27 protein-coding genes and 1 pseudogene are annotated in these 25,586 nt (G+C 69.5%); 16 read left to right on the forward strand and 12 right to left on the reverse strand.

Going from position 1 to position 25,586, the window contains the following annotated elements; genetic code table 11:
* The first annotated feature begins 124 nt into the window (after positions 1–124).
* Together AC5Y4Z_RS16570 and AC5Y4Z_RS16575 are read left to right on the forward strand one after the other, a co-directional pair.
* A pseudogene (locus AC5Y4Z_RS16570) lies at positions 125–1,058 on the forward strand (SAM-dependent methyltransferase).
* Positions 1,055–1,690 carry a class I SAM-dependent methyltransferase gene (locus tag AC5Y4Z_RS16575; RefSeq protein ID WP_499965557.1) on the forward strand — a complete coding sequence of 212 codons (636 nt, stop codon included), beginning with the start codon at positions 1,055–1,057 and terminating at the stop codon, positions 1,688–1,690. The pseudogene AC5Y4Z_RS16570 and the gene AC5Y4Z_RS16575 overlap by 4 nt, the downstream one beginning before the upstream one ends.
* Here the strand turns inward: AC5Y4Z_RS16575 and AC5Y4Z_RS16580 are convergent.
* Both AC5Y4Z_RS16580 and AC5Y4Z_RS16585 read right to left on the reverse strand, forming a co-directional pair.
* A complete protein-coding gene (locus AC5Y4Z_RS16580; RefSeq protein ID WP_499965558.1) occupies positions 1,687–2,175 on the reverse strand; it encodes a hypothetical protein in 489 nt (162 codons plus the stop codon). The two genes, AC5Y4Z_RS16575 and AC5Y4Z_RS16580, sit on opposite strands and share 4 nt — an antisense overlap.
* 1 nt (position 2,176) lies before the next feature.
* Positions 2,177–2,497: a helix-turn-helix transcriptional regulator gene (locus tag AC5Y4Z_RS16585; RefSeq protein ID WP_499965559.1), complete on the reverse strand. Its 321-nt coding sequence runs from the start codon at positions 2,495–2,497 to the stop codon at positions 2,177–2,179.
* A 65-nt stretch (positions 2,498–2,562) separates the two neighbouring features.
* On the opposite strand from AC5Y4Z_RS16585, the gene AC5Y4Z_RS16590 reads away from it, so the two are divergent.
* A complete protein-coding gene (locus AC5Y4Z_RS16590; RefSeq protein WP_499965560.1) occupies positions 2,563–3,483 on the forward strand; it encodes a TIGR03619 family F420-dependent LLM class oxidoreductase in 921 nt (306 codons plus the stop codon).
* A gap of 62 nt (positions 3,484–3,545) precedes the next feature.
* Here the strand turns inward: AC5Y4Z_RS16590 and AC5Y4Z_RS16595 are convergent, their stop codons facing one another.
* Entirely contained in the window at positions 3,546–4,205 is a 660-nt protein-coding gene (locus AC5Y4Z_RS16595) for a chitin-binding protein (protein ID WP_499965561.1), read from the reverse strand.
* Positions 4,206–4,386: 181 nt separating this feature from the next.
* Between AC5Y4Z_RS16595 and AC5Y4Z_RS16600 the strand changes: the two genes are divergently transcribed.
* The 3 genes from AC5Y4Z_RS16600 to AC5Y4Z_RS16610 all read left to right on the forward strand — a co-directional run bounded on the left by AC5Y4Z_RS16600 (position 4,387) and on the right by AC5Y4Z_RS16610 (position 7,522).
* Positions 4,387–5,100, forward strand: coding sequence for a VIT1/CCC1 transporter family protein (locus AC5Y4Z_RS16600; protein WP_499965562.1), 714 nt, complete (start codon positions 4,387–4,389; stop codon positions 5,098–5,100).
* A 128-nt stretch (positions 5,101–5,228) separates the two neighbouring features.
* A complete protein-coding gene (locus AC5Y4Z_RS16605) occupies positions 5,229–6,011 on the forward strand; it encodes an acyl-CoA thioesterase domain-containing protein (protein ID WP_499965931.1) in 783 nt (260 codons plus the stop codon).
* Positions 6,008–7,522 (forward strand): class I adenylate-forming enzyme family protein, encoded by a 1,515-nt coding sequence (locus tag AC5Y4Z_RS16610; protein ID WP_499965563.1) that lies wholly within the window; start codon positions 6,008–6,010, stop codon positions 7,520–7,522. Before AC5Y4Z_RS16605 ends, AC5Y4Z_RS16610 begins: the two co-directional genes overlap by 4 nt.
* Here the strand turns inward: AC5Y4Z_RS16610 and AC5Y4Z_RS16615 are convergent.
* Positions 7,517–8,137: a TIGR03085 family metal-binding protein gene (locus AC5Y4Z_RS16615; RefSeq protein WP_499965564.1), complete on the reverse strand. Its 621-nt coding sequence runs from the start codon at positions 8,135–8,137 to the stop codon at positions 7,517–7,519. The genes AC5Y4Z_RS16610 and AC5Y4Z_RS16615 overlap by 6 nt on opposite strands.
* Positions 8,138–8,230: 93 nt before the next feature.
* Between AC5Y4Z_RS16615 and htpG the strand changes: the two genes are divergently transcribed.
* The gene (gene htpG / locus AC5Y4Z_RS16620) at positions 8,231–10,156 is read left to right on the forward strand and encodes a molecular chaperone HtpG (RefSeq protein ID WP_499965565.1); all 1,926 of its coding nucleotides are present in this window, start codon (positions 8,231–8,233) and stop codon (positions 10,154–10,156) included.
* A 60-nt stretch (positions 10,157–10,216) separates the two neighbouring features.
* Complete coding sequence (locus AC5Y4Z_RS16625) at positions 10,217–10,432, forward strand: hypothetical protein (RefSeq protein WP_499965566.1); 216 nt, start codon at positions 10,217–10,219, stop codon at positions 10,430–10,432.
* 18 nt (positions 10,433–10,450) lie between these two features.
* Here AC5Y4Z_RS16625 and AC5Y4Z_RS16630 read toward each other — a convergent pair whose 3' ends face one another.
* Positions 10,451–11,200 carry a sensor domain-containing protein gene (locus AC5Y4Z_RS16630; protein WP_499965567.1) on the reverse strand — a complete coding sequence of 250 codons (750 nt, stop codon included), beginning with the start codon at positions 11,198–11,200 and terminating at the stop codon, positions 10,451–10,453.
* Positions 11,201–11,355: 155 nt separating this feature from the next.
* On the opposite strand from AC5Y4Z_RS16630, the gene AC5Y4Z_RS16635 reads away from it, so the two are divergent.
* Entirely contained in the window at positions 11,356–11,715 is a 360-nt protein-coding gene (locus tag AC5Y4Z_RS16635) for a bleomycin resistance protein (protein ID WP_499965933.1), read from the forward strand.
* Here AC5Y4Z_RS16635 and AC5Y4Z_RS16640 read toward each other — a convergent pair.
* Genes AC5Y4Z_RS16640 through AC5Y4Z_RS16650 form a run of 3 tightly spaced genes read right to left on the reverse strand, consistent with a single transcriptional unit; the run spans position 11,701 to position 14,240 of the window.
* Positions 11,701–12,612 carry a DMT family transporter gene (locus AC5Y4Z_RS16640; RefSeq protein ID WP_499965568.1) on the reverse strand — a complete coding sequence of 304 codons (912 nt, stop codon included), beginning with the start codon at positions 12,610–12,612 and terminating at the stop codon, positions 11,701–11,703. The genes AC5Y4Z_RS16635 and AC5Y4Z_RS16640 overlap by 15 nt on opposite strands.
* A 57-nt stretch (positions 12,613–12,669) precedes the next feature.
* On the reverse strand, positions 12,670–13,059 hold the full coding sequence (locus AC5Y4Z_RS16645) for a DoxX family protein (protein WP_499965569.1): 390 nt from the start codon (positions 13,057–13,059) through the stop codon (positions 12,670–12,672).
* 53 nt (positions 13,060–13,112) lie between these two features.
* Entirely contained in the window at positions 13,113–14,240 is a 1,128-nt protein-coding gene (locus AC5Y4Z_RS16650) for an NDMA-dependent alcohol dehydrogenase (RefSeq protein WP_499965570.1), read from the reverse strand.
* A gap of 114 nt (positions 14,241–14,354) precedes the next feature.
* Between AC5Y4Z_RS16650 and AC5Y4Z_RS16655 the strand changes: the two genes are divergently transcribed.
* Positions 14,355–15,530, forward strand: coding sequence for a thiolase family protein (locus AC5Y4Z_RS16655; protein ID WP_499965571.1), 1,176 nt, complete (start codon positions 14,355–14,357; stop codon positions 15,528–15,530).
* Positions 15,531–15,582: 52 nt separating this feature from the next.
* Here the strand turns inward: AC5Y4Z_RS16655 and AC5Y4Z_RS16660 are convergent, their stop codons facing one another.
* Entirely contained in the window at positions 15,583–16,137 is a 555-nt protein-coding gene (locus tag AC5Y4Z_RS16660; RefSeq protein ID WP_499965935.1) for a hypothetical protein, read from the reverse strand.
* 161 nt (positions 16,138–16,298) lie between these two features.
* Between AC5Y4Z_RS16660 and AC5Y4Z_RS16665 the strand changes: the two genes are divergently transcribed.
* Positions 16,299–17,027, forward strand: coding sequence for a 3'(2'),5'-bisphosphate nucleotidase CysQ (locus AC5Y4Z_RS16665; protein ID WP_499965572.1), 729 nt, complete (start codon positions 16,299–16,301; stop codon positions 17,025–17,027).
* Between the two features lie 73 nt (positions 17,028–17,100).
* Here the strand turns inward: AC5Y4Z_RS16665 and AC5Y4Z_RS16670 are convergent, their stop codons facing one another.
* On the reverse strand, positions 17,101–17,994 hold the full coding sequence (locus AC5Y4Z_RS16670; RefSeq protein WP_499965573.1) for a haloalkane dehalogenase: 894 nt from the start codon (positions 17,992–17,994) through the stop codon (positions 17,101–17,103).
* A 109-nt stretch (positions 17,995–18,103) separates the two neighbouring features.
* On the opposite strand from AC5Y4Z_RS16670, the gene AC5Y4Z_RS16675 reads away from it, so the two are divergent.
* Positions 18,104–18,832, forward strand: coding sequence for a DUF2652 domain-containing protein (locus AC5Y4Z_RS16675; protein WP_499965574.1), 729 nt, complete (start codon positions 18,104–18,106; stop codon positions 18,830–18,832).
* Positions 18,833–18,862: 30 nt separating this feature from the next.
* Here AC5Y4Z_RS16675 and AC5Y4Z_RS16680 read toward each other — a convergent pair whose 3' ends face one another.
* Positions 18,863–19,999, reverse strand: a complete 1,137-nt coding sequence (locus AC5Y4Z_RS16680; RefSeq protein WP_499965936.1) for a MalY/PatB family protein — start codon at positions 19,997–19,999, stop codon at positions 18,863–18,865.
* Between the two features lie 67 nt (positions 20,000–20,066).
* The gene (locus AC5Y4Z_RS16685; RefSeq protein WP_499965575.1) at positions 20,067–21,161 is read right to left on the reverse strand and encodes an NAD(P)H-dependent amine dehydrogenase family protein; all 1,095 of its coding nucleotides are present in this window, start codon (positions 21,159–21,161) and stop codon (positions 20,067–20,069) included.
* A 90-nt stretch (positions 21,162–21,251) separates the two neighbouring features.
* Between AC5Y4Z_RS16685 and AC5Y4Z_RS16690 the strand changes: the two genes are divergently transcribed.
* The 4 genes from AC5Y4Z_RS16690 to AC5Y4Z_RS16705 all read left to right on the forward strand — a co-directional run bounded on the left by AC5Y4Z_RS16690 (position 21,252) and on the right by AC5Y4Z_RS16705 (position 25,542).
* The gene (locus tag AC5Y4Z_RS16690; RefSeq protein WP_499965576.1) at positions 21,252–22,211 is read left to right on the forward strand and encodes an LLM class flavin-dependent oxidoreductase; all 960 of its coding nucleotides are present in this window, start codon (positions 21,252–21,254) and stop codon (positions 22,209–22,211) included.
* An 11-nt stretch (positions 22,212–22,222) separates the two neighbouring features.
* Positions 22,223–23,284: an NAD(P)H-dependent amine dehydrogenase family protein gene (locus AC5Y4Z_RS16695; protein ID WP_499965577.1), complete on the forward strand. Its 1,062-nt coding sequence runs from the start codon at positions 22,223–22,225 to the stop codon at positions 23,282–23,284.
* A 69-nt stretch (positions 23,285–23,353) separates the two neighbouring features.
* Positions 23,354–24,349, forward strand: a complete 996-nt coding sequence (locus AC5Y4Z_RS16700; RefSeq protein WP_499965578.1) for an LLM class flavin-dependent oxidoreductase — start codon at positions 23,354–23,356, stop codon at positions 24,347–24,349.
* On the forward strand, positions 24,346–25,542 hold the full coding sequence (locus AC5Y4Z_RS16705) for a cytochrome P450 (RefSeq protein ID WP_499965579.1): 1,197 nt from the start codon (positions 24,346–24,348) through the stop codon (positions 25,540–25,542). The genes AC5Y4Z_RS16700 and AC5Y4Z_RS16705 overlap by 4 nt, the downstream gene beginning before the upstream one ends.
* The last annotated feature ends 44 nt before the right edge of the window (positions 25,543–25,586 follow it).

Raw genomic sequence — 25,586 nt, forward strand, 5'->3', positions numbered from 1 at the left:
AAGCACCCGACACACCGACGAAAAGGGGGCTTTTGCGTCTGCTCGCCAGCGGAACCGGCCTCGCCTCCATCAGTTGTTATACTGGCTAAATAAAAGCTTGATACGACACTGGAAGAGCAGGCGCATGCCACGCACTGACAACGACACCTGGGATCTGGCCACCAGCGTGGGCGTGACGGCCACGATGGTGGCCGCGGCCCGGGCCATCGCCACCAACGCCGACAACCCGCTGATCGAGGACCGGTTCGCCGAGCCGCTGGTTCGCGCCGTCGGCGTGGAGTTCTTCACGCGATGGGTCGACGGCGACCTCGACGCCGCCGACGTCGACCACGACGAGTCCGGCTGGAAGCTCGGGCACATGCCCGATGCGATGGCCGCACGCACCCGATTCTTCGACTCGTTCTTCAAGGACGCGACCGAGGCCGGGATCCGCCAGGCCGTGATCCTGGCCTCGGGTCTCGACGCGCGCGCCTACCGGTTGGCGTGGCCGGCGGATCTGACGCTGTTCGAAATCGACCAGCCCCCAGGTCATCGAGTTCAAGGCCGAGACCCTGCGGGATCTCAGCGCGGCGCCGGCGGCCGATTTGCGCACCGTGGCAATCGATTTGCGCCACGACTGGCCGAAGGCGTTGCAGGAGGCGGGTTTTGACCCCGGCCGGCCCACCGCGTGGATCGCCGAGGGCCTGTTCGGCTACCTGCCGCCGGAGGCGCAGGACCGGCTGCTGGACAACGTCACCGCGCTCAGCGCCGACGGCAGCCGGCTGGCCTGCGAGGCCGTCCCGGACCTGCCGCACGTGGACCGCGAGCGCGCGCGGGAGCTGATGCGCCAGGCCGCCGCCAAGTGGCGCGAGCACGGCCTGGACCTGGAGTTCGCCGATCTCGGCTTCGAGGGCGAGCGCAACGACGTGGAAGCGTATCTGCAGAACCTGGGGTGGCGCACCGTGGGCACTCCGATGCGCGAGCTGCTGGCCGATTTCGGCCTGTCGGCGATCCCGCAGACCAATGACTCGGTCTCGGCTGCCGACACCGTTTACTACACGTCCATACTGAACGGATGACGTCAGCGCAACGCCGCGGTCTCAACGACGCGATCACCCGGATGTGGAGTTTCCTGGCCCCGGCTTACGACCTCCCGTTCTTGCAGCAGTGGGTGTACCGGCCGCCGCACGACGAGGTGATCGCGCAGCTGCGCGCCCATAACTCCAACAAAATCGCCGACATCGCTTGCGGCACCGGCATTCTCAGCGACCGGATCGAGCGCGAGCTGCATCCCGAGGCGATCTACGGGGTCGACATGTCCGACGGGATGCTCGCCCAGGCCCGCGCCAGGTCCAGCCGGGTGCAGTGGATGCGCGGGCCGGCCGAGCAGCTGCCCTTCGACGACGGGGCGCTCGACGCCGTCGTGACCACCTCGGCGTTCCACTTCTTCGACCAGCCGGCGGCCCTGCGCGAATTCCATCGCGTCCTGGCGCCCGGCGGGCTGGTGGCCGTCTCGGCGCTCAGCACCCGGCAACCGCTGTTGCAGTCGCCGGCGTCCAATCGATGGAAACCGCAGCACAACGCGTCGCCGGCCGAAATGCGCAGCCTGTTCGAGGGCGCCGGGTTCACCGTCACCGACCAGCACCGCATCCCGCGACCGGTGTGGGCGCGACTCGTGTCCGACCTGATCACCGTCGGCACCAAAAGCTAACCTCGTCGCCGGGCCAGGATCTCGCGCAGGGTTGGTAGCGTGCGCTGGTCCTTGGGTCGGTTGGCCGCCTGCTTTGACCGGATGACATCACGGAGTGACGCGATCCGCACGCTCACCCCATAGAGTTCGACTTGACCCGCGTCGCGGCGCAGGTCGCGGTATCCGCTTGTGCCGGAAGGCTCGAAGGCCACGTCGAGATCGCCGGCGTCGGTGGTGAGGTTCCAGGTTTGGGCTGCGGCTAGGGTTTCGGCATCGCATGCGAATGCCAATCCGCTCGGCTCCGAGTCTGTGCGGACGCGTGCGTTGAGTTCGCGCAGCGCGGCGGCGAGCCTGTCGAGGTTTCGCCGGTCCACGTCGGGCGTGATGTCGGCGTCTTCCGTGGGGAACGGGGAGCCGTGGTAAACCGCGGCGAGGCCGCCGATGAGGATGTAGTCGACTTTGTTGCGGTGCAGCGCCTCGAGGATGCGGGGCAGGTCGAGCTCCATGTCAACTCCGTCCGGCCGCGCGGAGCGCCGAGAGCTGCCGCGCCACCCGGGCGTGGCGATTCATCCGCTCCTCGCCGCTCAGGCCCGCAAGCCGTGCGGCCTGAGCCAGGTCGCTGTCGTCGCGCGGCACGAGCATGAGCTCGAGGTTCAACCCGCAAAAGCCCACCAGTCGGCGGACGTCGTCAAGGCTGACGGCGGTGCGGCCGGATTCCCAACGGGCGATGGCGGATTGGGTCGTGCCGGCCCGGCTCGCCAGTTGGGCCTGCGTGAGGCCCGCGCGCCGACGCGCCTCGCGAATCAGATCGCCGCCATAGGACGACACCTCACTAGTATAGCAGTTCTGCTATATCGACGCCCACTGGCCCGTCGACCAGTCAGACTGCAAGGGTGAAATTCGCCTTCCCGCTCCCGCACATGCTGCGCCTCAAGGCGCTCACCCAGCCGTGGGAGGCGGGGGTGACCGGCGCGGATCAGACCCGGATGGTCAAGCGCGCCGAGGCGATGGGCTACGACATGATCGCGATCCCCGAGCATTTCGTCATCCCCAGCGACCACGTCGAGCTGTCCGGCCCGCACTACCTGCAGTCGACCGTCGCCCAGGCCTACATCGCGGGTGCCACCGAGAAGATCCGGCTGAATTCCTGTGTCACGATCCTGCCGCTGCAGCATCCCATCGTGCTGGCCAAGGCGCTGGCGACCGCCGACTGGATGAGCAGCGGTCGGATGATGGTCACCTTCGGAGTCGGTTGGCTGGAACGCGAATTCGACGTGCTCGGGGTCCGGTTTCGCAAACGCGGCCGCATCGCCGACGAGTATCTCGCCGCGATCATCGAGCTGTGGACGAGCGAGTCGCCGCGATACGACGGCCGATACGTGTCGTTTCGGAACATGGTCTTCGAGCCCAAACCCGTTCAGAAACCCCATCTTCCGGTGTGGGTCGGCGGCGACGCCGATGCCGCCCTCAAGCGCGCCGCGCGATTCGCCTCCGGCTGGTGGCCGTTTTTGACCCCGCCCGAAAAAATCGGCGAGCGTGTTGAGTTCATCAAGAGCCAACCCAGCTACGACGGGCGGCCGTTCGAGGTCATGCACGGGCTGGGCACCACCCGCGTGGGGGAGGGCCATCGCGTCGTCAAGGATCCGCGCACGCGTGCCGGCACGAGCGCGCAGGAGATCGTCGATCGCCTCAGCACGCTCGCCGCGCAGGGCGTGACCTACAGCGCGGTGCCCGTCCCCGCCGTCGGCGGGGTCGACGAGTACCTCGACTACGCGCAGTGGGTGATCGAGGAGATCAAGCCGAAAGTGCCCTGACGCCAACCGAACCCGGCGATGCCCGCCTCAGCGGTGAGGCGGGCATCGCGTGGCTCCGCTGTTTACAGCGGGATCCAGACCCCGAAGAACCAGAAGCCCCACTGGTTGAAACCCGGGTCCCAGACGGGAGTTTCGTTGTAGCCGTAGTAGTTGATCGGGCCGTATCCCCAGTGCCCGCCGGGCGGCGGAAGCGGCCTGTCGAACGCCGGTCGTGGCGGCGCGCCGTATCCCCACGGTCCGGGCCCGTCGCCCCACGGGGCGCCGTGGAAGTAGCCGCGCTGAGGATCCCCGCGCCAGGGGCCGCCGGGCCCACCGGGTCCGCCAGGCCCACCGGGCCCACCCGGGCCGTCCGGGTGGCCGGGCGGCGGTCCGCCCGGACCACCAGGCCCACCGGGACCACCAGGCCCGCCGGGACCGCCGGGTCCGCCCGGGTGACCGGGTGGCGGCCCACCGGGTCCGCCGGGTCCACCGGGCCCGCCCTGGGGACCGCCAGGTCCGCCGGGTCCGCCGGGTCCGCCCGGTTGGCCCGGTCCGCCCGGGCCGCCGGGGTCATTGGGCCCGGTCGGGGCGTGGCCGCCGCCGGACGCGGGGCCGCCGTGGCTACCGCCGGGTGCCGGCGGCGGTCCCGGCGCGGCGAACGCCGAACCGGCGCCCATACCCAGCGCCGCGGCGCCGAGGGCGCCCGCGATGGTTCCCCCCGCGATCAGTTGCTTCAGATTCATGGTCGTTCACCTATCTATGAAGTGAGTCGCTCGAACCCCCCGACAACCCCGAAGCTATTTAGCGAAGCTATGGATCGGCTGTGCCCGGCCCATGTAGACCTTTTGGGGCAGGTCCAACCCCAAGTTTGGTAAGGCTATATTTGCTGGTCAGCCCCCGATTCCCCGGTATATCGTGGCGGCCGTGTCGACAACGTCCCATCCCGCCGAGCCCCACGTGGGTTCGGTGTGGTCGAAGCTGAACTGGCTGCGCGCGGGGGTGCTGGGCGCCAATGACGGGATCGTGTCCGTTGCGGGCATCGTCGTCGGCGTCGCGGCGGCGACGGTGCAGCGCGGCCCGGTCCTGACCGCCGGCATCGCCGGGCTGACCGCCGGGGCCGTGTCGATGGCGCTGGGTGAATACGTCTCCGTCAGCACCCAGCGCGACACCGAGCAGGCGCTGTTGGCCAAGGAGCGCCAGGAGTTGCGCGACGACCCGGCCGCGGAACTCGACGAGCTCGCCGAGCTCTACGAGGGCAAGGGCCTGTCGCCGGCGACCGCGCGCACGGTGGCCGAGGAGCTCACCGACCACAACCCGTTTCTCGCGCACGCCGACGTCGAGCTGGGCATCGACCCCGAGGAGCTCACCAACCCCTGGCAGGCGGCGTTGTCGTCGGCGCTGTCGTTCACCCTGGGTGCCCTGCTGCCGCTGATCGTGATCCTGGTGCCGCCGACGACGTGGCGGATCCCGGCCACCGTCGCGGCCGTGCTGCTGGCGCTGGTGCTCACCGGCGCGGTGTCGGCGACGGTGGGCGGCGCACCGCCGGGCCGGGCGGTGGTCCGCAACGTCATCGGTGGCGGGCTTGCGCTGGCGGTCACCTACGCGATCGGCCATCTGGTGGGCGCCGCGATTGCCTGAGCGCGGCGCATCCCGGAACAGAAACTGTAATATCTACTGTTGCTGTCCCCACCCGAAAGAGCCGTGCCTTGACCCAAACGAATGTCGCGCCGCAACACGTTGATTCCGCGACGCCCGCCCCCTACTTCCTGCGCGACGAAAACCGTTTCGTGCCAAACGAAATCGCGCGCGGTGGCTGGGGGCCGTCGCTCAGCGGCCACGTCGTCGGCGGCCTGGTGGGCTGGGCCGCCGAACGCGCGGTCGACGACCCGGCGTTCCAGCCCGCGCGGCTGACCGTGGACCTGCCCGCCCCCACCGCGCTGGAGCCGATCGAGGTGCGCACGCAGGTCCACCACGAGCGCAAGCGACTGCGGCTCGTCGAGGTGGTCCTCACCCAGCGCGGTGCCCCGGTCGCGCGGGGCAGCGCGCTGTTCCTGCGGCGCGGCCCGCAGCCCGACGGGCAGGTGTGGTCACCGCCCGTGCAGATGCCGCCGCTGCCCATCGTGGACGGTCCCGCACCTTCGCTTTTCATGCGCACCTACGGCTGGGGCACCGACCTGCAGAATCCCGATCCGGAATGGGCGGACACCCCGGGACCTAAATACACCTGGCTGCACGACACGCGCTCGCTGATCGACGGCGAACCGCTCAGCCCGTTCACCCGCGCGGCGATGTCCGCCGACATCACCGCGTCGCTCGCCAATTGGGGCACAAACGGATTGCAGTTCATCAACGCCGACTACACCCTCACCCTGACCCGGCTACCGGACGGGCCGTACATCGGCCTGGCCTCGCTCACGCACTACAGCGACGACGGCGTGGCCACCGGCTCGGCGGTCCTCGTCGACCAGAAGGGCCCGATCGGCAGCGCGGTGTCCGTCGCGATCGCGCATTCCGGATTCCGGCCCACCACCAAACTGCCGGAAGGATGAGCGACGTCACCTTCTGGCGGCTGATCGCCGACGCCGCGCGGCGCGGGTCGGACCGGCCGCTGCTCGCCGACGCGTACGGACGCGCCCTGACCGCGCGCCAGTTCCACGATGCCGCCTGCGCGACGGCCGCCGCCTTCGCTAAACGGGGGATAGGGCCGGGCGCCGTCGTGTCGTGGCAGCTGCCCACCTCGCTGGAAACCACTGTCGTCATGGCGGCGCTGGCGCGCCTGGGCGCGGTGCAAAACCCGATCATCCCGATCCTGCGCGAGCACGAGGTCGGCTTCATCACCGCGCAACTGTCCTCCGAATACCTTGTGGTGCCGCAGCTTTGGCGCGGATTCGACTACGACGAGCTGGCGCGGGCGCTGGCCGCGGACAGGGGATTCGACGTCATCACCGTCGACCTGGCCTCCCCGCCGCGCTCCGGCGAGCTCCGGCTGCCCCGCGCGGCCGCCGACGCGCTCGCACCGCCGCCGCAACCCGCCGGCGACACCCGATGGATCTACTACTCGTCGGGGACCACCGCGGCCCCCAAAGGGATCCGTCATACCGACGCGTCGGTGATCGCCCCCGCACGCGGGCTGGCCGACATGATCGGCATCACCGACAGCGACGTGGATCCGATCGCCTTCCCGATCGCCCACATCGGCGGCGCCGTCATGCTGGCCACCGCGCTCCTGACCGGCATGCGGTTGGCGCTGTTCGAGGCGTTCGACCCGGCCGCCACACCGTTCGCCATCGCGGCGCACAACCCGACCTTCCTGGGCACGGCGACCCCGTTCTTCGTCGGCTTCCTGGAAGCCCAACGAGCACATGGGGATACGCCGCTGTTCCCGCACGTGCGGGGCTGCCTGGCCGGCGGGGCCCCGATCACCGCCGAGCTGGGAAACCAGGTCCGCGAAACCCTTGGCCTGCCCGGCATCTCCAACGCGTGGGGACTCACCGAGTTCCCGGTGGCGACCTCACCGTCGCTCACCGCCGCGCCCGAGGTGCTCGACCACACCGTCGGCAAACCGGGACCCGGGGTCAGCGTCCGGGTGGTCGACGGGGAGCTGCGCCTCAAGGGGCCCCAGTGCTTCCTCGGCTACGCCGACGCCGCCCTCGACGCCGACGGCTTCGACGCCGAAGGCTGGCTGCGCACCGGCGATCTCGGGATGGTCGACGCCGACGGCAACGTGCGCGTGACGGGCCGGATCAAGGACGCGATCATCCGCAACGCGGAGAACGTCTCGGCCCTCGAAGTCGAGAACGCGCTCGCCACCCATCCCGCGGTCGCCGACGTCGCCGTCATCGGGGTGCCCGACCCGCGCACCGGCGAGCGCGTGTGCGCCGTGGTGGTGCCTGCCTCGGCCGACGTGGTGTCGCTGGAATCCCTGGTGCAGCACTGCCGTTCGCGTGGGCTGAGCCGCTACAAGCATCCCGAACGCCTGGTGATCGTCGATGCGTTGCCGCGCAACCAATTCGGCAAGGTCGTCAAGAAAGACCTGCGCGAGGCCTACGGCCGCCTATAGCCCCTTGGGCGCGTCGCGCACCGCCTGTATCGCCGCCGCGTCGCCGTCGAACTCGACCCGCGCCGCACGCCCGACGGAGAACAGCAGCAGCTCCTCGGGCAGGCCGGTCACCACGACCGTCGGCCCGGAGCCCGCCGTCAGCACCGTCTTGCCCTCGGGCGTCCGCAACGCCACCCGCCCGGGGACCTTCGAGAGCGTCATCCGGGCCATCAGGCGAAGCGTGCGGCGCAGCGAACCGGCTAGCGCCTGTTCGAGCACGCGGGGCTCCCAGCCCGGCTGCGCGCGGCGCACGTCCTCGTGATGGATGAACATCTCGGCGACGTTGGCCACTGGGTCGAGCAGCTTGAACGGCGAGTAGATCGGGGGACCGGACGCCACCTTGTCCAGCAGCTCGGCCCAGTCGTTGCGTCCGGCCACCTCGTTTTGCACCTTCTCGGTGTGGCCGGCGAAGAACGGGATCATGATGCCCGGGGCGGCGTCGGGCCGGTACTCGCGGATCACCAGGTGGGCGGCCAGGTCCCGGGCCGTCCAGCCCTCGCACAGGGTGGGCGCGTCCGGCCCCACCGCGCGCATGGTCTGGACAAGGGCGGCACGTTCGCGTTGCGCAACGGACATGCTGTTCAGGGTAGGGCCAGCCCCCGGGCGCGCACCATCGGCATCTCGGTAAATTTGAGGCGTCGTGTCCGGAAGGAAAGTGCAGGGAATGTCATGAACGCGCGTGTCGAGCAGCTGGAGTTTCAGGCGGAGGCCCGGCAACTGCTGGATCTGATGGTCCACTCGGTCTACTCCAACAAGGATTCGTTTCTGCGGGAGCTGATCTCGAACGCCTCCGACGCGCTGGACAAGCTGCGCCTGGAGGCGTTCCGCAACAAGGACCTCGACGTCGACATTTCCGATCTGCACGTCGAGATCGACGTCGACAAAGCCGCCAGGACGCTCACCGTGCGCGACAACGGCATCGGCATGACGCGCGACGAGGTGGTGGACCTGATCGGCACGCTGGCCAAGTCGGGCACCGCCGAGCTGCGCCAGCAGCTGCGCGAGGCCAAGAACGCCGCGGCGTCCGAGGAGCTGATCGGCCAGTTCGGCATCGGCTTCTACTCGAGCTTCATGGTCGCCGACAAGGTCGAGCTGCTCACGCGCAAGGCCGGCGAGAGCGACGCGACCCGGTGGGAATCGAGCGGCGAGGGCACCTACACCATCGAGTCGGTCGAGGGGGCCCCGCAGGGAACTTCCGTCACCCTGCACCTCAAGCCCGAGGACGCCGAGGACGAGCTGCACGATTACACCGCGGAGTGGAAGATCCGCAACCTGGTCAAGAAGTACTCCGACTTCATCGCCTGGCCGATCCGGATGGAGGTCGAGAAACGAGAGGCCCCCGCCGAAGATGGCGGCGAGGAGACCGTCACCACCGAGGTCGAGACCCTCAACTCGATGAAGGCGCTGTGGGCTCGGCCCAAGGACGAGGTCTCCGACGAGGAGTACAAGGAGTTCTACAAGCACATCGCACATGCTTGGGACGATCCGCTCGAGGTCATCGCGATGAAGGCCGAGGGCACGTTCGAATACCAGGCGTTGCTGTTCATTCCGTCGCGCGCCCCGTTCGACCTGTTCAACCGCGACGCCACCACCGGGGTCCAGCTCTACGTCAAGCGCGTGTTCATCATGGGCGACTGCGACGAGCTCATGCCCGAGTACCTGCGCTTCGTCAAGGGCGTCGTCGACGCACAAGACCTGTCGCTCAACGTATCTCGGGAAATCCTGCAACAAGACCGGCAGATCAAGGCCATCCGCCGCCGGCTGACCAAGAAGGTCCTGTCCACCATCAAGGACATCCAGTCCGAGCGGCCCGACGACTACCGCACCTTCTGGACCCAGTTCGGCCGGGTCCTCAAGGAGGGCCTGCTGAGCGACTTCGACAACCAGGACACGCTGCTGCGGGTGGCCTCGTTCGCCTCGACGCACAGCGACGACGAGCCCACCACCCTGGCCGAGTACGTCGAGCGCATGAAAGAGGGCCAGACGCAGATCTTCTACGCCACCGGCGAGACCCGACAGCAGCTGCTCAAGTCGCCGCACCTCGAGGCCTTCAAGGCCAAGGGCTACGAGGTCCTGCTGCTCACCGACCCGGTCGACGAGGTGTGGGTGGGAACGGTGACCGAGTTCGACGGCAAACCGCTGCAGTCGGTGGCCAAGGGCGAGGTCGACCTCGACTCCGGCGACGACACCAGTGAGGCCGAGCGCGAGGAGCGGCAAAAGGAGTTCTCCGACCTGCTGGCCTGGCTGACCGAGACGCTGAGCGAGCACGTCAAGGAGGTGCGGCTGTCGACCCGGCTGACCGACTCGCCGGCCTGCCTGATCACCGACGCCTTCGGGATCACCCCGGCGCTCGCGCGGCTCTATCGCGCGTCGGGACAGGATATTCCGGTCGGCAAGCGGATCCTCGAACTCAACGCGAATCACCCGCTTGTGACGCGGCTGCGGGACGCGCACAAGGAGGCCGCCGACGATGCGGCGGTTGCCGAGACGGCCGAGCTGCTTTACGGCACAGCGCTTCTCGCCGAAGGCGGCGCGCTCGAGGACCCGGCGCGATTCGCCGAGCTGCTCGCCGACCGCCTGGCCCGCACGGTCTGAGCACTAGCCAGCCGGCCCGAAATGCGATTAGATGCCGGGTGGAAGGGATAACCACACCGCATGGCCAAGTTCCGGATTCTCGACCCACACGGCCAGGTTGTGGCGACGAAGAATTTCGACGGCGCCGAGGCCGCACACGCCTGGTTCACCAACGCCTGCGCCGGTAGCACGGAGCTGGGCTGGCGCATGGAGGTCGAGGACGCCGGGCGTTGGGCGTTCTTCGACGACACCGAAGGTTTCACCGCCCCGGCCAGCCGCCGTCCGTTGCCGCGCTGAGGAATTCAGCCGCACGCCCTACTGTTTGTCGACCTTACCGCCGATCTGATTGGCGACGGTGACCGCGAGGTCACCCGGGTCCTTGCGGCACGCGTCGACGTCAATCACGACGTTGTTGCGCACGATCAGCGCGCGCTGGCAGTTCTGCGACAGCGTGGTGCCGTTTTTGGTCGCGGTCACCGCGGTGGTGGTGCTCAGCACCCCGTTGGCGTTGGAGACCGCGCCGACCTTCCACACGATTTCCGGGGTGTCCGCGTCGCCGGGAATGGTGTCCTGGCGGTTGGCGCAGGCGGGCCAGCGCTGGGTGGAGGTGGTGAAGAAGGCGCTGGCCTCCTTGGCCGAGGGGAACAACACGACCACCTGAGTCACCTCGGGGTCTGGATCATTCGACGCGGGCGCAAGCGTCGTCGACGTGCGTTCCCGGTGCGACGCGGTGTTTCCGCTGCCGGCGTAGACGGGCGCCTCCCCGGGATGCTGAACGTAGAGGCACTCGGCCGGGAATTTGTATCCCTGCGGATAGGGCGAATTGCTGTCGTCGGCCAGGGTGTCGGACTTGTCGACGACCGTCGTTCCGGTGGCGCCCAGCGCGCTGTCGATCTCGGGCGGGGTGAGCATGAGGCTCGCCAGCGCGGTTTGAGCGACCGGCGGCTTAGCGGGGGTCGTGGTGGTCGTCGACGACGAGGCGGTGCCGCCCCCGTCGCCGCTGTCGCAGCCCGCGAGAAGTAATCCGGCGGCGACGGCGACGGCTGCGGCCTTGTGCGTGCGCATGTTCAGGTGCCCTTCGTGCTTGAGTCGGCTCCTCAAGCGGTCGCGCACCCCCACGCGTCAGCTGTTCAGAGGTTGTTTGCGGGAGGAGCATACGACAGGGTCGCGCCTCCCGCATGATTTGGACCTGACACCTGAGAAACTCTGGTGTGCCCGAAATCGCGTTCGACTCCGTGTCACCGATCGTCCCCGTCCGGGATCTGGACGCCGCCCTGGAGCGGTACCGAAGACTCGGATTCGACGCCCACGGCTACGCGGGCCCCGAGCGTTACGGGTTCGTCGACCGCGGGTCCGTCTCGCTGCACCTCACCGAATGGGACGAGCACGATCCACTGCGCACCGCGGCCAGCGTGTACCTCTACGTCAGCGACGCCGACGCGCTGCACGCGGAATGGCAAGCGCTGGAAGGCCTCGACGGCCGCCTGATCGCGCCGCACGACACGCCCTATGGCTTAAGGGAATTCGCCTACATCGATCCGGATGGCACCCTGCATCGCGTCGGTTCACGGCAGGCCTGATTTTGCCGCCGGGTGGTGGGGGTCGGCGGGCTCGCCGGTCGCCGGGGCGGCGGCGGCCTGGCTGTGCGCCAGCGCGACCGTCGCGGCGATCACCACCGCGGCCGATATAGCGAGCGGGATCAGGCCGGCGCCCTTGGCGCTCAGGGTCTCGCCCAGCACGGCGACGCCGAGCAGCGACCCGACGAGGGGCTCGGCGACCGTCACGGCGGGCAGCGACGCAGTGAGCGGGCCGGCCCGAAACGCCGACTGTTCCCAGGCCGTCGCCGCGATCGCCAGCACCGCCAGCACATACAGCTCCGGTAGGCGCAGCAGCGCCGGGATGCCGCGGTCGAGCTGGTCGACCACGCCCTTGGTCAACACCGAGAACAGGCCCCACAGCGAGCCGGACAGCAGCCCGAGCAGCAGCGCGCTGGCCCAGCCCGAGAAGACGCGAGCGCCCACCACGCACGCGATGGCCGCCGGGCCCATGACCAACGCCACGACGGCCCAGGTCCCCAGGGACCCGCGCGGGTGCCCGGCCTGCGGGTTGCCGACGATAACGACGACGGTCACGGCGGCGGCTAGCAGCACGGCCCAGATCCCTTGTGAGCGAGTGATTCTGCGGTGGTTGGCCCTCGCGCTGATGAGCAGCGCGAACAGCAACGAGGTCACCAGCAGCGCCTGCACCAGCACCACCGAACCCACGCCGAGCGCCGCGGCCTGAAGACCGAACCCGGCGGCGGCCACCAGGCTGCCCGCCCACCACCGCCGATCGCGCAGCAGCCGGCCGAACAGGGCGACGGTGCCGACTTGTTGGTCGGTGACCTGCTGGGCGGACCGCTGCTGGATGACGTCGCCGATGCCCATCATCAGCGCAGCCGCCACCGCGAGCAGAACCGCGAGCCCCGTCCTCCCCACCGCAACCTCCCGTGCGACCGTCGATTATCCGGTTGTATGCCAAAGAGTTTGAGACGATCAGCTGTTGCGCCGGATCTTGAGCGCGGCGGTGATCATCGGAATCTGCAGCGGCAGCCGGGCCAGAGCCACAGCGCGCATCGGCCACGGCTTGCCCCACCACAGCCGGACCATGTTGACATTGGCCGGGAACACCCCGACGAACAGCGCGACGGCCGCCAGCGCGGCCAACCGCCGGGTGCGGCGCGGCAACAGCAGCGCGCCGATCGCCACCTCGGCGACGCCCGACGCGTAGGTGTACAGCCGCGCATCGCCGGGCAGCTCGGCGGGAACGATGTCGTCGAACGGTTTGGGCGCGAGGAAGTGGACGGTGCCGATGCCCATCAGCATCGCCCCGACGCGGCGGGCGGCGGTCCGGGTGTCTCGTGCAATCAGCGGGGTGGTGGTCATCGACCCATTGTGTCGTGGGCACCGGGCGACCCACCAGGGAGCCGGTCACATCGTCAACGGTCGGCGTCGGTGAATCGGATGACGCCGCGGATGTTGCGGCCCTCGAGCATGTCGCGGTAGCCGTCGTTGATCTGCTCGAGCGTGTACTCGCGGGTGACCATGTCGTCGAGGTTGATCTGACCCAGCTTGTAGAGCTCGAGGATCTCGGGGATGTCGTGTTGCGGGTTGCCACCGCCAAACAGGCTGCCCTGCAAGCTCTTCTGCAGCAGCGACAACCCCGCGAGGTTCAGCGTGACGTCGGTGGCCATCACGCTGCCCATCGAGGTCAGCACGCACACCCCGCCCTTGGCCGTCAGCCCCATCCACGACTCGACCTCGTGGCCCTCACACCGGCCCGCGGTGACGATCACCTTGTGGCACATGCGACCGGAGGTGGCCTCCGCGATCCGGGCGAAGGCCTCGGTCACGTCCGCGAACGCCTCGGTGGCGCCGAACTTGAGCGCCTGCTCGCGCTTCCACTCGACCGGGTCGACGGCGAACACCCGCCGGGCCCCAGCGATCCGCGCGCCTTGCAGCGCGGCGACGCCGACCCCGCCGATGCCGACGACGGCCACGTCCTCGCCCGGCGCGACCCCCGCGCTGCGCACCGCCGAGCCGTAGCCCGTCGTCACCCCGCAGCCCACCAGGCAGGCCACCTCGAAGGGGATCGCGGGATCGACCTTGACCACCGAGGTCTGGTGCACCACCACATACGGCGCAAACGTCCCCAGCAGCGACATCGGGATGACGTCGCGGCCGCCGGCCGTCACCCGGAACGACCCGTCGGACACCGAGGCCCCCGACAGCAGGCCCATGCCGAGGTCACACAGGTTGCGCAGCCCGGTCTGGCACGGAATGCACGTGCCGCACGACGGGATGAACGACATCACCACGTGATCGCCGACCGCGAGATTCTCCACCCCTTCGCCGATCTCGGTGATGATCCCGGCGCCCTCGTGGCCGCCCAGCACCGGAAAGCTCGGGATGGGGAAGTCGCCGGTCAGCAAATGGTGGTCGGAGTGGCACAGCCCCGCGGTCTCCAACTGGACCGTCACCTCGCCGCGGCGGGGATCGCCGATCTCGATCTCCTCGACCGACCACGGCCGGTTCGTCTCCCAGATCAACGCACCCTTGGTTCTCACCGGTCGACCTCCGCCCTGCTCAGGAACTTAGCCCGTTACTATTGCTCATACAGTATTTGATACGATTCGCGGCTACGAGGTCCACAAACGCCGCCTGATGCGATGAGGTAGAACATGGCTACACCCGTGATCGTCGGAGCCGCCCGGACGGCGATCGGCCGCTCCTTCAAGGGAACGCTGGTCAACACGCCGCCCGAGACGCTGATCACGACGCTGCTGCCCGAGATCGTGCGCCGCTCCGGCGTCGACCCGTCGGCCATCGACGACCTGATCTTCGCCGAATCCCATTACGGCGGAGGCGATTTGGCGCGGTACGCGGCCGCGGCGACGGGTCTGGAGGACATCCCCGGCCAGTCGGTGAACCGGCACTGCGCGGGCAGCCTGACCGCCATCGGCAACGCCGCCGCCCAGATCGGCTCCGGGATGGAGCGCGTGCTCATCGCCGGCGGCGTGCAGTCGCTGTCGATGACCCCGCTGATGAACCAGCGCATCCCCGGCCCCGAGCTGAAGTTCGAGGAGCGCTGGATGCCGCCGACCCACGTCGAGGCGCCCGACGCACCCACCAAGGACATGTCGATCACCGTGGGGTGGAACACCGCGCAGGCGGTCGGCATCAGCCGCGAGGAGATGGACGCCTGGGCCGCCCGCTCGCACCAGCGCGCCATCGCCGCCATCGACGCCGGCAAGTTCCTCGACGAGATCATCCCGCTCAAGATCACCCAGCCCGACGGCTCGGTCACCGAGTTCTGCGTCGACGAGCACCCCCGCCGCGACACCACCGTCGAGAAGCTGGCCGGCCTCAAGGTGCTGCACCCCGAGATCGAGGGATTCTCGATCACCGCGGGCAACAGCAGCGGCACCAACGACGCCGCCGCGGCCGTCGCGCTCGTCGCCCGCGACTACGCCGAGGCCGAGAAGCTCAACGTGATGGGCACCGTCCGCGCGTGGGCAGCCGCCGGCGTGGCGCCGCGGGACACCGGCCTGGGCGCGGTCAAGGTGATCGGCAAGGTGCTGGAGCGGGCCGGGCTGTCGGTGAATGACGTTGCGCTGTGGGAGATCAACGAGGCGTTCGCCTCGGTGCCGATCGCGGCGTGCCGGCAGTACGGCATCGACGAAGAGAAGGTGAACTTCTCCGGGAGCGGGTGCAGCCTCGGGCACCCCATCGCCGCCTCGGGCGCCCGCATGGTCACCACGTTGGCCTACGAGTTGGCCCGCCGCGGCGGCGGCATCGGCATCGCGGCGATGTGCGCGGGCGGCGGCCAGGGCGGCGCCGTCGTCATCGAGGTCTAGCGGCGATCACGAGCGCGGCGGAGCCGGGCGATGTGGGTCGCCGCCGTCAGGCTCAGTTGCAGAACGTGTAGCCGATGAACTGGGCGTCGCGTCCGTTGGCGCCCGAGTAGTCGACGTAGTGCACCGCGGGCATCCCGTTGTATTGGGTGTTCGTCTTCTGCGCCGACGGCGGCGGGGCCGCCTTGGGGAACGCCAGGACCATGTCGGCGAAGATCTTCAGCCCCGCCTGGCAGATCGCGTCCGGCCGCGGCGGCTGCGGATTCCACGCGTGCACGACGACCGGGTCGGTCAGCTGATACCCGGCCGCGCAATTGGGGTCGCAGATCTTGAAAACGGCGGTGCCGCTGCCGTCGGCGCCGTCCGGGCCCCATGACGTCCACGACATGTCTTGCAGCGCAACGGCTACGCTCGCGCACCCCAGCACGTTGAGCTTCTTCGGGCGCTCGGTCGGCGGGACCGACGGGTTGTAACACCCGGGGATGGCGAAGTAGGTCGGGGCCGCCGGTGGGCCCGTGGGCGCCGACGCGCCGTCGTTGCCGTGGGTCAGCTTGACCGCGGCGAACGCGGCCGCAGCGATCAGCAGCACACCGACGACGGCACCGGCCACTCCCAGGTTGCCCCCCGGAAAACGCAACCGGCTCGATGATGAGACGTTGCCCCCGCTCACAATCACCAGGTTAAGTCAGAAACGGCGGGCGTGGGTGGCGTCCGGCGCCCGAGTCATAGCACGGTAAATTTGGCCAAAACTACCAACTTGAGGACATGCGCATGAATGACCACGAACTGGCCGCGCGGTTGGCCACCGAGGCGGGGCGGCTGTTGCTGGCGGTTCGGGAGGAATTCGCCGACGCCGACGCGGGCGAGCGGAAAGCGGCGGGGGACAAGCGATCCCACGATTTCCTGATGGAGGCGCTAATCGGCGAGCGGCCCGGCGACGCGGTGCTCTCGGAGGAGGGCGCCGACGACCCGGTGCGGCTGCGCTCGGAGCGCGTCTGGATCGTCGACCCCCTCGACGGGACGCGCGAATTTTCCGAGCTCGGCCGCGACGACTGGGCGGTGCACGTCGCGCTGTGGGAGGCCGGCGAGCTCGTCGCCGGTGCGGTGGCGCTGCCCGCGCAGGGGGCCACGCTGGCCACGCCGCACGTCGCCGCGCCGCCCGCCGCGCCGGACCAGCCGCGCATCGTGGTCTCGCGCACCCGCCCGCCCGCGATCGCGCTCGCCGTCCGCGACGCGCTGGACGGCGTCCTGGTGGAAATGGGTTCTGCCGGAGCGAAAGTGGCGTCGATCGTCCAGGGCCTATCGGACGTTTACGTGCATGCCGGCGGGCAGTTCGAATGGGACTCGGCGGCCCCGGTCGCGGTGGCCCGGGCCGCCGGGTTGCACACCTCCCGCATCGACGGGTCGGCGCTGGCCTACAACCAGCCCGACCCCAAGCTGCCGGACGTGGTGGTGTGCCGCCCGGAGCTGGCCGCGGCGGTGCTCGCCGTCACCGGTTAGGCGCCCAACGTCGAGTAGTTGTGCCGCCCGGCGCAAAATCGCGACAACAAGTCGACGGTCGGCACCAAAAGAGTTAGCGCCACGCCAGCACGCGCTCGGCCAGTTCGGGTCCGGCGTCTTCCTGGATGAAGTGGCTGGCGTTGATGCGGGCGTGCGGCTGGCCGGCCGCGCCCGGGACGTGGTTGATCAGCGGGCGGTCGGCCTGGCCGAGGATGGGATCGCGCGCGCCGAAGATGGCCAGAAACGGCTTTTCCCAGCCGCCCAAGGCCTTCCAGGCCGCCCTGTTGGCCGGGATCGCCGGATCGTACGGCGACGTCGGCACCAGCTGGGGGAACGCGCGGGCCCCGGCCTGATAGGTCTTGTCGGGGAAGGGCGCGTCGTAGCCGGCGCGCACCTTCGGCGGCACCCGGCGCACGGTGCCGACGGAGACGATGCGTCCGGCGGGCAGCACGGGGGAGTAGCGCGCGAAGGCGCGCCACGCGTAGAAGGCCGGCGGGGTGCGCCGCGACGCCGTGGGCAGGAAGCCGTTCGCCACCACCAGCCTCGCGATGCGGTCGCCCTGCTCGGCGGCGATGCGCAGGCCGATCAGCGACCCCCAGTCCTGCACGACGAGCGTGACGTCCTTCAGGTTGAGCCGCTCGAACCAGGCGGTCACCCACTCGACGTGCCGCTGGTAGGTGTAGTCGGCGATCTCGCCGGGCTTGTCGGAGCGGCCGAATCCGATCAGGTCGGGCGCCAGCACGCGCATCCCGGCATCGGCCAGCGGCGGAATCATCGTGCGGTACAGGTAGCTCCACGTGGGCTCGCCGTGCAGCAGCACGATCGGCGGGCCGTCGAACGGGCCCTCGTCGAGGAAGTGCATGCGCAGGGGCTGGGTGTCGCTGGCCGCCACGTCGAGGTAGTTCGCTACGAACGGATAGCCCTCCAGATTTTCGAATCGGGATTCGGGGGTTCGCAGCACACGCATATTCGGCTCCTCGTGGGTCGCACCTGTGCAAGCCTCTCGCGGCGCGGCGATTTCGTCCAGTGGGAAATTCATTGAGGCGCTGACCGGCAACCACTAAACTGCGCACATCATGGCCATCCGGCGCGCGGTCCTGCTCATCGCCGACATCGGCGGCTACACCCACTACATGCACTGGAACCGCACCCACCTCGCGCACGCGCAGCAGACGGTGGCCGGGTTGCTGGAGTCGGTCATCGACGCCGGCAAAGGCCTGAAACTGGCGAAGCTCGAAGGCGACGCGGCGTTCTTCTGGGAGCCCGACGGAAACGCCAAAGTGCTGGTGTGCGACCGGCTGTCACGGATGCGCCAAGCGTTCCTCGCGAAGCGCGAGCGGTTCAAGCGCGACATCGCCTGCGAATGCGCGAGCTGCTCGCAGCTGGACAACCTCTCGCTCAAGTTCGTCGTCCACCTCGGCGAGGTCGCGGAGCAACGGGTCAAGCGGCACAGCGAACTGGCCGGCGTCGACGTCATCCTGGTGCACCGGATGCTGAAAAACACGGTGCCGGTGCTCGAGTACGTGCTGATGACCGATCCGGTCGCCGCGTGCCTCGACGACCCGGTGCGCGGGCTGTGCAAGCCGCTGGTCCACCACTTCGAGGGCATCGGCGAAACCTCGACGCACTACATCGACCTGGCCACCTCCGAGGTACCGCCCGTGCTGCCCGCGCGCGGCTTCCTCGGCCGGTTCGGGGCGACGGCGAAATTCGAGCTGACCTCGCTGCCGTTCCTGGTGGGCCTCAAAAAACCCGCGGCCGGCTTCCGCAACCTCGACCGCGGCACCGAAGACATTCCCGCGTAGCGAAAAGCGAGGCCCTCGAAGGCGATTCCGCTACCGCCGCAACGCCCCGCCCATGCGCGCTAGGGCCTCCTCGAGAATGGCCCTCGAGGTCGCGAAGTTCAGTCGCACGTGCCCGGCCCCGCCGGTGCCGAAGACGTGCCCCGAGCTGAGCGCGACCCGCGCGTGGTCGAGGAACCAACGCGCCGGCCCGGCCAGGTCGGCCACCACCGCCAGCCCGTCGGACGCCTCCTCCTCGAACCCGAGACCCCGGCAGTCCAGCCAGGCGAGGTAAGTGCCCTGCGGCCACAGGTATTTCACCCCGGGCAGGTGCTCGGCGACCAGCTCACCCAAAAACGCGCGGTTGACGTCCAGGCCATCCAGCAGCGCGTCGAGCCAGTCGCCGCCGCTGCGGAACGCCTCGGCGTGCGCGATGACGCCCAGGTGGCTCGGGCCGTGGCTGACCTCCTCGGGCATGCGGCGCAGGTCGGCGGCGGCCTCCGGGCCCGCGACGGCGAGGGCCGCCTTCAGCCCGGACAGGTTCCACGCCTTGGAGCCCGACGTCAGGGCCAGGGCGTCCTCCGCGCCGGGGACGGTCAGGTACGGCACGAAGCGCGAGCCCGCCAGCACGACGGGCGCGTGGATCTCGTCGGAGACGACGCGGACGCCGAACCGCCGGGCCAGCTCGGCCACCGCGCGCAGTTCCTCGGCGGTGTGCACCGATCCCGTCGGGTTGTGTGGATTGCACAACAGGTAGGCGACCCGGCCGCCCGACGCGCCGGCGCGCACGAACGCCTCTTCCAAGGCGCCCAAGTCGATTCGGCCGCCGGCGCCCAGCGGCGCCTCGATCACCCGGCGGCCGTCGTGCGACACGAACGCGTAGAACGGGGCGTAGACGGGCGGGTTGACGACGACGGCGTCGCCGCGGTCGGTGACCAGGCGCAGCATTTCGACGACGCCCAGCATGACGTCGGGAACCAGGGCGGTGCGGGCGACCTCCAGATCGTGCCATTGCCAACGCCGCGAAGCGAATTCGGAGACCGCTTCGGCGAACGCGGCGCCGCTCGGGTATCCGGTGTCGCCGAGGTCGACGGCGCGGCGCAGGGCGTCGGCCACCGGCGGCGCCAGGTTCACGTCCATCTCGGCGACCCAGAGCGGCAGCACGTCGTCGGCGTGCGCGCGCCACTTCATGCTGGTGCGACGCCGCAGCTGGCTCAGCGTGAGTTCCTCGAGCGGGTTGAACGCCACCCGGGTGAGATTAAGTGGCGAACGCGTGCTTGGGAATCGTCAACGGCAGGTCGACCGCGCTCAACAGCCCGGGTTTGGCGGCGACGACGTACGGCACCGCGTTGACGACGCGCATCGCGGTGGCGACCATGGCGCCCGCCCCGGAGGTCATGCCCGCGATGCCGGCCTTGCGCGGGTCCTTCAGCGTCGCGGCCAGGGTGCAGTCGATGTCGGGGTCGCCGGCGATCGTGATGCGGTAGGACAGGTCGCCGATCCCGGTCGGCCAGTCGGGGGCGACGTCGTGGGCGAGGCGGGTGACGTGCTCGATGACGATGGCCTCGCGGCCGTCGACCACGCCGATCGCCCTCATGCGCAGCGCCCCACAGGTTCCGGCCTCCACGGTGCCCATCGCCACCTCGAGCGTCCGGTTGGTGACCGCGCGGTCGAAATGCTCGCGGACTTCCTGGACTTCCACACCGAGGGCGTCGGCGACCAACCGGATCTGCCCCTGCCATTCGCCGGCGATCGCGCTCGGGAAGCCGATCCAGGGCTGGTAGTCGAGCGGCCGGCCGAAACCCAGTGCGTCGCTCATGATGTCGGGCACGCCGTAGTCGTCGTACAGGCCGATCTCGAACGCGTGGATCTTCTCGATGGACGACGACTGGGTGGACAGCACCAGCGGGAGGTAGTCCGCGGCGAAGCCCGGCTCGATCCCCGACGCGTACAGCGACACCTGGCCCTGTTTGGCCGCGGCGACGAGCTGGTCGCGCCACTCCGCGGGCTCGTAGGCGTGTGGGTTCACCAGCCGCGTGGTGCTGGTGGTGACGACGTTGATCCCGGCCTCCAGCAACCGGACGTAGTCGGGGATCGCCAGTGCATCGCGTTCCGGGCCGCTGGCCGCGTAGACCACGCAGTCGGGCTTCAGGGCGATCAACGCGTCCGCGTCGTTGGTGGCCTTGAGTCCGATCGGCTCGCCGTTGGCGAGCTCGCCGGCGTCCTTGCCGACCTTGTCCTCGGAGTGCACCCACACCCCGACCAGGTCCAGGTTCGGGCGCTGTTGGATGGTGCGGATCGCGATCGACCCGATGCCACCGGTCGCCCACACCACCACGCGGTGAGCCGTCATCGTGTTCCTCCTTGGGTAGTCCGCACTTTCGAGACCTTAAGAAAGCAGACACTATCTTAACGAACAAATCTTAGGTTAGGGTTGCTGCTGATGTTCACGCTCCGGTTCGACATGCGCGCGCCGGGCTGGGCCGCGCCTGCCGCCGACCTCTACGCCGCGGCGATCGACATGTGCGCGTGGGCCGAGACGCGCGGCGCGGTGCGCGCCGTACTGTCGGAGCATCACGGCGCCGACGACGGTCACCTGCCCGCGCCGCTGCTGCTGGCCTCGGCGATCGCGGGTAGGACTAGCAGCCTGGCGATCCTGCTGGCCGCGGTGCCGATCCCGTTGTGGGACCCCGTCCGGCTCGCCGAGCAGATGAGCGTCCTGCACCTGATCAGCCGGGGCCGCGTGTCCTACGCGTTCGGGGTGGGGCACCGCCGCGAGGAATATGACCACTTCGGGATCGACATGGCCACCCGCGGCCGGGTGGCCGACGAGATCCTGGCCGTGCTGGGCCCGCTGGTGCGCGGCGAGCCCGTCGAATACCGGGGCCGCACTGTCCGGGTCACGCCGCCCTGTGACGGGCCGATGATGCTGATCGCCGGGGGGAGCAAGGCCGCCGCCCGGCGCGCCGGCGCCCTGGGGCTGGGGTTCGTCTCGCAGACCGAGCGGCCGGGCCTGCGGGAGTTCTACGAGCAGCAGTGCCGCGCCCACGGGCACGAGCCCGGTCCGAACCAGTTTCCCGCAAAGGACACTCCGACAACGGTTTTCGTCGCCGAAGATCCGGACGAGGCGTGGGCGGCCCTCGGGCGGTACCTGCTGCACGACGCGGTGACGGCGGCGTCGTACCGGCCGCACGACCATTCGGTGGCCAGCATCACCCGCGCCGACAGCGTCGACGCGCTGCGCGCCGAGGGCGGCCCGTACCGCATCTTCACCCCCGACGAGGCGGCGGAGTACGTGCGCGGCGGGCGGCCCCTGCCGCTGCACCCGCTGTGCGGTGGCGTGCCACCGGCGGTGGCGTGGCCGTACCTCGAACGCGCCGCGGCTGCTTGCGGCCACGAGTAAGGAGGATGCCGATGCGTGTTGTCGTGTGGTCGACGGGAGGCGTGGGCTCGATCGCCATCGACGCGATCCGGCGCCGCCCGGATCTGGAACTCGTTGGCGTATGGGTGTATTCGCCCGACAAGGTCGGCAAGGACGCCGGCGAGCTGGCCGGCGTCGGGCCGCTGGGGGTGGCGGCCACCGACGACGCCGACGCGCTGATCGCGCTGGCGCCCGACGCCGTGGTGTACGCGGCGAGCGGTCCCGATCGCGACGGCGCCGCCGTGCCGGATTACGTGCGGCTGCTCGGCGCGGGCATCAACGTCGTGTCGACGTCGTCGACGAGCCTGGTGCACCCGCCGTCGTACTTCGCCCCGGACTGGCGCGAGCAGCTCGAGGCGGCGGCCAAGGCGGGCGGCGCGTCGTTCTACGGATCGGGCATCTTTCCCGGCTTCGCCTCCGACCAGCTGGCGCTGCTGATGACGACGCAGTCGAAGCGCATCCGCACCATCACCGCCAGCGAGATCGCGCTCAACGACCACTACCCGGTGGCCGACGTGATGATGGACGGCCTGGGATTCGCTCGCCCTCTGGACTTCGAGCCCATGATGAGCCAGCCCGGCTTCATCGAAATGGCTTGGAAGGCACCGATACACATGATCGCGACCGGGCTCGGGGTGGAGGTCGAGCGGATCAACGGTTCGCTCGATCGGGAGCTGACCGGTCGGGACATCGAGGTGGCGTTCGGCACCGTCCCGGCGGGCACTTGCGGGGCGGTGCGCACCCGCGCGGCCGGGGTGGTCAACGGCCGCGAGGCGATCGTGATCGAGCATGTCATCCGGATGGCGCGCGACGTCGCGCCCGGGTGGCCGACGTCGGAGTGCGACGCGACCTATCGGGTCGACATCGAGGGCGACCCCGACATCCACTGCGTCATGACCCTCGGGGAGGCCGAGGGCCACGGCGCGGGCCACGCGGCGATGGCCTCCACGGCCATGCGGGTGGTCAACGCGATTCCCTATGTCGTGGCGGCGCCGCCGGGCCTGCTCAGCTCGCTGGACATCCCGACGACTTTGCCGCGCCACGTGTTTGCCTAAACGTTGACGCAGCTCTCGCGGGCCACGTACCGTACGTGGCACAAATATTAGGTTGTCTAGGAGTTGGGTGTGTTCACACTGCGCTTCGACATGCGAGCCCCCTCGTGGGGAGCGCCGCCAGCAGCGCTGTACGGCGCCGTACCCGAGATGTGCGCGTGGGCCGAGGACCACGGCGGCCTGGCCGCGGTGCTGTGCGAGCACCACGGGTCCGAGGACGGCTACCTGCCGTCGCCGATGATCCTGGCGCCGGCCATCGCCGCGCGCACGCAACGGTTGGCGATGAACCTGATCCTGATCCTGCCGTTCTACGACCCGGTGCGGCTGGCCGAGGACATGGCGGTGCTCGACCTCGTCAGCGGGGGGCGGGCGTCCTACACCCTGGCGCTGGGGTACCGGCCCGAGGAGTTCGAGCACTTCGGCCTGGAAATCAGCAAGCGCGGCCGGCTCGCCGACGAAAAGCTCGGGCTGTTGCGCCGCCTGCTCGCGGGGGAATCCGTGCACGACGTTGCCGGGCGTCGCATCACGGTGACGCCCACGCCGCTGACCGTGGGCGGCCCGTCGATGATGTGGGGCGGTGGAACGCTGGCGGCGGCCCGCCGGGCCGGCAGATATGGCCTGGGCATGCTGGGCAACGCCAACGAACCCGGCATGCAGGAGGCCTACGAGGAGGCCTGCCGCAAGCACGGTCACACGCCAGGCCCGACGATGTTTCCCAGCCGCGACACCCCGTCGGTCGTCTTCGTCGCCGACGACGTGGACCAGGCGTGGCACGAGCTCGGCGAACACCTGCTGCACGACGTGCGAAGCTACGCCGCCTGGAATCCCGGGGACGAGACGACGGCCGGCTTCTCGCACGTGCAGACCGTCGACGAGTTGCGCGCCGCGCCGGCATCGCACGTGATCATCTCTGTGCCGGAGGCGATTTCGCGGGTTCGCGCCGGCAAGGTCCTCAACCTGTCGCCGTTGTGCGGTGGGTTGCCGCCGGAAGTCGCGTGGCCCTACCTCAAGCGCGTGGGCGAAGTCGTGTTGCCCGAGGCCCTGTCGGAGAGGAAGGTGCCACTGTGACGGGAGCGAGCACCGCCGAGGTGTACTACGACCCCTTCGATTTCGACATCGACGACGATCCGTACCCGATTTGGAAGCGGCTGCGCGACGAGGCCCCGCTGTACCGCAACGACAAGTACAACTTCTACGCGCTGAGCCGCTACGACGACGTCTCCCGCGAGCTGATGAACTTCGAGGTTTACCAGTCGGGCCGCGGGACCACCATGGACATCATCATGAGCGGCATCGACCTGCCGCCGGGCGTCATCCTGTTCGAGGATCCGCCGATCCACGACGTCCATCGTCACGTGCTCTCAAAGGTTTTCACGCCCCGGCGGATGGAGGCCATCGAGCCGCTCACCCGGGCGTTCTGCGTGCGCGCGCTGGACCCGCTGGTGGGATCGGGGAGGTTCGACTTCGTCGAGAACCTGGGCGCGATGGTGCCGATGCGCACCATCGGGTATCTGCTGGGCATCCCCGAGGACGACCAGGAGGCGATCCGCGACAAGGGTGGCAGCCAGCTCACCCTGAAGGAGGGCACGTTCCGCGCTGTCCCGCAAGACTTTCTCGAGCACAGCCACGAGATGTTCGCGAACTACATCGACTGGCGGGTGGACCATCCCTCCGACGATCTGATGACGCAGTTGCTCAAGGCCGAACTTCCGGACGGCGACGGGACGCGGCGGCTCACGCGGTCGGAGGTGCTGCTGTACACGAGCATGATCGCGGGCGCCGGGAACGAGACCACGACGCGCCTCATCGGGTTCATGGGCCAGCTGCTGGCCGAACATCCCGACCAGCGCCGCGAGCTCGTCGCCGACCCGTCGCTGATCCCGATGGCCATCGAGGAAGTGCTACGCTACGAGGCGCCGTCGCCGGTGCAGGCGCGCTACGTCGCCCGCGATGTCGAATGCCACGGCACCACGGTCCCCGAGGGCTCGATCATGTTGCTGCTCAACGGGTCCGCCAATCGCGACGAGCGCCGGTATCCCGACGGGGACAAGTTCGACATCCATCGCGGCGCCACCCATCTCAGCTTCGGCCATGGGCTGCACTTCTGTCTGGGCTCGGCCCTGGCGCGCATGCAGGCCCGCGTCGCGCTCGAGGAGGTCCTCAAGCGCTGGCCGGAGTGGGACGTCGACTACGCCAACGCCCGCAAGGCGCACACGTCCAGCGTGCGGGGCTGGGAGAAGCTGCCGGTATTCATGCGGTAGGGCGCCGAACGTCGAGTAGTTGTCCGCAATGGGCGGATTTTCCT

Source organism: Mycobacterium sp. NGS63 (assembly GCF_059812295.1).

Bases quoted from the DNA above. Each gene is read 5' to 3' on its own strand.
- AC5Y4Z_RS16690 (WP_499965576.1), top strand. From the start codon at position 21,252: ATGTTCACGCTCCGGTTCGACATGCGCGCGCCGGGCTGGGCCGCGCCT.
- AC5Y4Z_RS16675 (WP_499965574.1), top strand. From the start codon at position 18,104: ATGGCCATCCGGCGCGCGGTCCTGCTCATCGCCGACATCGGCGGCTAC.
- AC5Y4Z_RS16625 (WP_499965566.1), top strand. From the start codon at position 10,217: ATGGCCAAGTTCCGGATTCTCGACCCACACGGCCAGGTTGTGGCGACG.
- AC5Y4Z_RS16655 (WP_499965571.1), top strand. From the start codon at position 14,355: ATGGCTACACCCGTGATCGTCGGAGCCGCCCGGACGGCGATCGGCCGC.
- AC5Y4Z_RS16685 (WP_499965575.1), bottom strand. From the start codon at position 21,161: ATGACGGCTCACCGCGTGGTGGTGTGGGCGACCGGTGGCATCGGGTCG.
- AC5Y4Z_RS16595 (WP_499965561.1), bottom strand. From the start codon at position 4,205: ATGAATCTGAAGCAACTGATCGCGGGGGGAACCATCGCGGGCGCCCTC.
- AC5Y4Z_RS16665 (WP_499965572.1), top strand. From the start codon at position 16,299: ATGAATGACCACGAACTGGCCGCGCGGTTGGCCACCGAGGCGGGGCGG.
- AC5Y4Z_RS16610 (WP_499965563.1), top strand. From the start codon at position 6,008: ATGAGCGACGTCACCTTCTGGCGGCTGATCGCCGACGCCGCGCGGCGC.
- htpG (WP_499965565.1), top strand. From the start codon at position 8,231: ATGAACGCGCGTGTCGAGCAGCTGGAGTTTCAGGCGGAGGCCCGGCAA.
- AC5Y4Z_RS16575 (WP_499965557.1), top strand. From the start codon at position 1,055: ATGACGTCAGCGCAACGCCGCGGTCTCAACGACGCGATCACCCGGATG.
- AC5Y4Z_RS16630 (WP_499965567.1), bottom strand. From the start codon at position 11,200: ATGCGCACGCACAAGGCCGCAGCCGTCGCCGTCGCCGCCGGATTACTT.
- AC5Y4Z_RS16580 (WP_499965558.1), bottom strand. From the start codon at position 2,175: ATGGAGCTCGACCTGCCCCGCATCCTCGAGGCGCTGCACCGCAACAAA.
- AC5Y4Z_RS16615 (WP_499965564.1), bottom strand. From the start codon at position 8,137: ATGTCCGTTGCGCAACGCGAACGTGCCGCCCTTGTCCAGACCATGCGC.
- AC5Y4Z_RS16645 (WP_499965569.1), bottom strand. From the start codon at position 13,059: ATGACCACCACCCCGCTGATTGCACGAGACACCCGGACCGCCGCCCGC.
- AC5Y4Z_RS16670 (WP_499965573.1), bottom strand. From the start codon at position 17,994: ATGCGTGTGCTGCGAACCCCCGAATCCCGATTCGAAAATCTGGAGGGC.
- AC5Y4Z_RS16680 (WP_499965936.1), bottom strand. From the start codon at position 19,999: ATGAAGTGGCGCGCGCACGCCGACGACGTGCTGCCGCTCTGGGTCGCC.
- AC5Y4Z_RS16695 (WP_499965577.1), top strand. From the start codon at position 22,223: ATGCGTGTTGTCGTGTGGTCGACGGGAGGCGTGGGCTCGATCGCCATC.